The sequence below is a fragment of the Microbacterium sp. genome (genome assembly GCF_031178525.1).
Taxonomy (GTDB): Bacteria; Actinomycetota; Actinomycetes; order Actinomycetales; family Microbacteriaceae; genus Microbacterium.
The window spans coordinates 1-4,477 of record NZ_JAPSJA010000194.1 but is presented as its reverse complement, the minus strand read 5'-3'; the positions used below and the strand labels follow the sequence as shown (position 1 = coordinate 4,477).

At 73.4% G+C, this 4,477-nt stretch carries 4 protein-coding genes and 1 pseudogene; 1 reads left to right on the top strand and 4 read right to left on the bottom strand.

Annotated elements, in window-relative coordinates; translation table 11 throughout:
* Positions 1–426, top strand: a pseudogene (locus tag RIF89_RS11275) (hypothetical protein); the annotation flags it as partial.
* Between the two features lie 78 nt (positions 427–504).
* On the opposite strand, the gene hpf reads toward RIF89_RS11275, so the two are convergent.
* The 4 genes from hpf to RIF89_RS11255 form a co-directional block, all read right to left on the bottom strand.
* On the bottom strand, positions 505–1,170 hold the full coding sequence (gene hpf / locus RIF89_RS11270; RefSeq protein WP_309069205.1) for a ribosome hibernation-promoting factor, HPF/YfiA family: 666 nt from the start codon (positions 1,168–1,170) through the stop codon (positions 505–507).
* A 137-nt stretch (positions 1,171–1,307) separates the two neighbouring features.
* Entirely contained in the window at positions 1,308–2,000 is a 693-nt protein-coding gene (locus tag RIF89_RS11265; RefSeq protein ID WP_309069204.1) for a phosphoribosyltransferase family protein, read from the bottom strand.
* 120 nt (positions 2,001–2,120) lie between these two features.
* Positions 2,121–3,845 carry an LpqB family beta-propeller domain-containing protein gene (locus RIF89_RS11260; protein WP_309069203.1) on the bottom strand — a complete coding sequence of 575 codons (1,725 nt, stop codon included), beginning with the start codon at positions 3,843–3,845 and terminating at the stop codon, positions 2,121–2,123.
* Positions 3,842–4,477 (bottom strand): HAMP domain-containing sensor histidine kinase (locus RIF89_RS11255; RefSeq protein WP_309069202.1); only part of this gene is annotated, 636 nt, incomplete at its 5' end. The genes RIF89_RS11260 and RIF89_RS11255, both read right to left, overlap by 4 nt.

Below are 4,477 nucleotides of genomic sequence, written 5' to 3'. Positions count from 1 at the left end.
CGGCAGCGCGCCGCCCGTCCCCTGCCGTCGATCGAGCAGGTCCGGCATTCGGTCGACGCCGCCGACCACGCGATCGCCGTCGCGAACAGCGTGATCTCGGGCCACCGCGGCTACATCGGCGCCGACGCGCGCACGCGGCTGGCGGAGGCGCAGCGGCTGCGCGCAGAGGTCTCCGCCCTGGTCGTGCCGGAGGATTCCCGCGAGCAGGCGCTCGCGCTGGCACGCCGCGTGCAGCAGCTCGCGAACGAGGCGCTGCAGGCCGCGCAGCGCGACATCGACTCGGGTCGTCCCGACGGCGACGACTGGGGCGGCAGCGGCTGGGGTGGCGGACGCCGCGGACGCGGTTACGGCGGCGGCGGCGACCTCCTGGGTCCCGTGGTCGGCGGCCTGCTGCTCGGCGGGCTGATGGGCGACTTCTTCGACTGAGCCGCCCGGCGGCACGCGAAAGGGGATCCGGTCCGACATCGGACCGGACCCCCTTCGTTCCCCTCTTCGTCCGGGTGGCTAGGAGGCGAGCTGCTCCGACTCGGGCGGCGCCGTGGCGGTGAGGGAGATCACGCCGTAGTCCCAGCCGCGACGCCGGTAGACCACGCTCGGGTGGTCGGTGCGCGCGTCGATGAACAGGAAGAAGTCGTGACCGACGAGCTCCATGCGGTCCACCGCCTCCTCGACCGTCATCCACTCGGGATCGAACGTCTTGGTGCGGATGACGACGGGGCTGTACTCCTCTTCCTCCTCGCCCTCCGCGACGACGGGCACCTCGCCCGTCGCCACCGCGCGCAGCACGTCGGCGGTCGCGGGCTCGACGTCGATGCCCTCGAGCGATCCTGAGCCCTTCTCGTAGTGCGCCCCGCGCGGATGCAGGCGGCCGGTGACGCGCTTGTCCTTCGCACGCCGCAGCTGTTCGGCGAGCTTGTCGAGCGCGATGTCGAGCGCCGCGAACTTGTCTCCCGCGCACGCCTCCGCGCGCACCACGGGACCCTTGCCGATCACCGTGAGCTCGACGACGTCGTCCTCCATGCGGCCGTTGCGATGGCTCTGGTGAGTGACCTTGACCTCGAGCCGCAGCGCTCGTGGCGCGAGACCCGCGATGCGGGCGCTCTTCTCCTCGACCACGGATCGGAAACGGTCGGTGATCCCCACGCCGACTCCAGAGATGTTCGTTTCCATCGTGCCTCCCGTTTCAAGTGAGACCTCTCGGTCCGCACAGTCTCCGGCACCTCGTCCGGATGAGCGGACCTCGGTCGTGTTCCCCCGGGCGGGCCCGGGGCTGTGATGCCCTACCGTAGACCCGCTCGCGGCGCGTGTCACGCACAACTCGGCCTTTCGTCGGAACCCGTCCGGCCCGTTCCGATATGCCGCAGCGGCGTGTCGGCGACGACCGCCGCGGCCACGACGCGGGCGCCCGCCGCCTCCAGCGCCCTGCGGGCCTCGGCGAGCGTCGCGCCCGTCGTCAGGACGTCGTCGACGAGCACGACGGCGAGCCCCGAGGCTCCCGCGCGAGCCCGCATGCTGCCCGCGACATTGCTCGCACGCTCGCCTCGCCCGAGGGCGCGCTGATCGCCCGTGACACGGGTCACGGCGAGCAGGCGGGCGGGCCGGATGCCCGCGCGGCGGGCGACGAGGTCGGGCACGCGATAGCCGCGGCGTCGCATCGCGGCGGGCGACGTCGGCACCGGGACGACCACGACGGGCCGCCTCGCGCCGGCGACGGCCGCCCGCAGCGACTCGCGCAGCGCGGGCGCGAGCGCCCGGGCGACGTCCGTGCGGCCGCGCTCCTTCAGCGCACGCAGCGCGCGGGCGGCCTGCCCGTCGAACACGAGGCCGCTCCACGCGATGAGCCCGCCCAGGTCTCGGCATCGCGGTGCCGGTCGCAGCGCGACGCGACACGGATCGCACAGCGCGACGCCGTGGAGTCCGCATCCCGCACAGGCGACGGGGAGCAGCAGCGCGAGAGCCTGCGCGCATGCCGCGCGCATCGCGCGGGGGAGGTCATCCATCCGGCCAGGATCGTGCTTCCCGGCCGCACGGACCGCTCCCCTATTCCACCGCGTATCGCGATGCGGCGCGATCGGCCGTGTGGACGAGGTTGCCGCCCTGCTGCGCCGCCGTGCGCGGCCTCAGTCCGCGCCCTGCGGCGTTCCCATCTGCGTCGCGAGCACCGACACCTCCGCGCCGGTCTGCTGCCAGGACGAGCCGCGGCGCACGTAGAGCAGGCCGTCGGCGCCTCGCAGGCGCACGGCCGAGTCCGCGGTGCCGTACTCGATCGTGGTGGTGTCCGTCGGGGCGACCGACCGCTCCGAGGGTCCGCCGACCTGCTGCTCGACCACGTACCAGGTGTCGTCCTCGCCCGTCACGATGCCGATGCGCGTGTCCTCGATCCACGCGATCGAGACGCCCGGGTGGGGAAGCACGGTCGTGCGCGTCGCCTCGCTGAGGCCCGTGGGTCGGCCCGTGCGGTCGCGCCGCACGCTCGCGACCACCGCGACATGCTGCCCGCCGCTCGTGACCAGCGCCGCGACGCGCGTGCCGTCGCGCGACATCGCCATCTCGCGCACACTCGTCGCGTCCCCCAGCCCGCCCGTGATGGGGATCGGCTCGAGATCGGGGTCCCACGCGCGGATGGCGGTCGGGTCGTCCTCCGGCGCGGTCCAGACGTACCCGAACGGGTCGATCATGGGCGGGATCAGGTCGTCACGCTCGGCGTCGACCTGATCGGGGCTCTCCGCGGTGACGCGGTAGACGATGCCTGTCGACTGCCGCACGGCGGCGGTCTGCTGGTCGGGCGCGACCGCGATGACGTTGATGGTGCCCGCCATGTCCTCGATCACGTCGCTCAGGCCGTCGATCGGGGTCAGGTCGCCGCCGGAGAGCAGACCGAACTCGCCGGAACGCAGCACGAGCGGGCGCGAGTCGGGGCGCGTCTGCGCCGTCGGCACCGGCTCGACGTCCACGACCGAATCCGGCTGCTCCGCGATCGTCAGGCGCACGTCCCGCACGTCGGCGTTCGCCAGGCTCTGCGTCAGCTGCGTCATCATCCGGCCGAGCGCGGTGGCGTCTGCCCCCGCGGCGACGGCGTTCAGCCCCACGTGCGCGACGCCGTCGGTGTCCACCGGCACGGCATCCGGGTCGAGTTTGATGTCCTGCCCGAACGCGCTCGCCACCGACCCCGAGAGCCACGCGCTGGGGGCCCCGTTCACGAGCTCGCGCACGACGTACGTCGCCGTGTTGCCACTCGCGGGGAACCACCGCACATCCGGCACGAGGTAGGTCCACGTGGGGTCGAAGTACTGCAGCGCATGGTCGCTGTAGACGTCGGGGAACTGCTGCTGGTCGAGGACGATGCCCTCGGGCGCCTCGACGATGCGCCATTCGCCGTCGTCGCGCTGCGCGAGGCGGAAGCTCAGCTCGATCGGCCCCGACGACGACGTGGCGTACGAGCCGTGCTCGTCGACCGTCGCGGTGGGGGTGACGGTGAGGGTCACGCGCCCCGCCTCCTCGTCGACCTGCAGCTCGCGCGCATCGGCCGCGTCGACGATCACACCGGCCTCGGGCCGCCACGAGCCGGCGAAGTCGCCGCCGAGGAACAGCCGCGCGGTCTCCCAGCCGTCGAGCGGCGAGATCGCCGCCTCGATGAAGCCGTTCACGATCTGCTCGGGGGTCGCGCCCCGAGTCGGCGCCACCGCGTAGTACTGCGCGGGCGGCTCGTCGGGCGCTGCTCCCGGCTCGAGGCCCGGGAAGACCTCGCCGGACGTCGGCAGCCCCGTGCAGCCCGTGAGGGCGAGGATGAGTGCGATCAGCACCGCGCCCACGCGGACGCGGCCGTGCGCGGCCGGACGGCTCATCGCACGTCCCCCTTCTCCGAGCGGTGCGGCGCGACGCCGTCCATGTCGCGCAGGTCGCGCACCTCGCCGACGTCGATCAGGTCGCCGGTCTCCGCCACGTCGAGCGTGAGGATCGGCTGCGTCACGCCGAACGCGGCGTGCAGCGTCTCCTCCGTCGGATCGAGCGGCACGGGCGATTCGAGGTCGGCGGGCTGGGCGGCGTCGACCGGCTGGCGGGGCAGCGTCAGCACGAAGTTCGTGCCGCGGCCCAGCTGCGACCACACCGCCAGCGTGCCCCCGTGCAGCCGCGCGTCGCCCAGCGCGATCGACAGCCCGAGGCCCGTGCCGCCCAGCGTGCGCTTGCGCGACGGATCCGCACGCCAGAACCGGTCGAACACGCGCTCGACATCGTCCGGCGACATCCCCATGCCGTAGTCGCGCACGCCTACCGCCACGGCCTGCGGGTTGCTGTCGACCGTGATCACGATCGGACGGCCCTCGCCGTGCTCGATCGCATTGCCGAGCAGATTGCGCAGGATGCGGCGCACGCGGCGCGGATCCATGTCGACCGGCGAGTATCCGCCCGGCGCGACGAGGCGCAGCTCTGTGCCGTGCTGCTCGGCGACCTGACGCATCGACTCGAGCACGTCCTC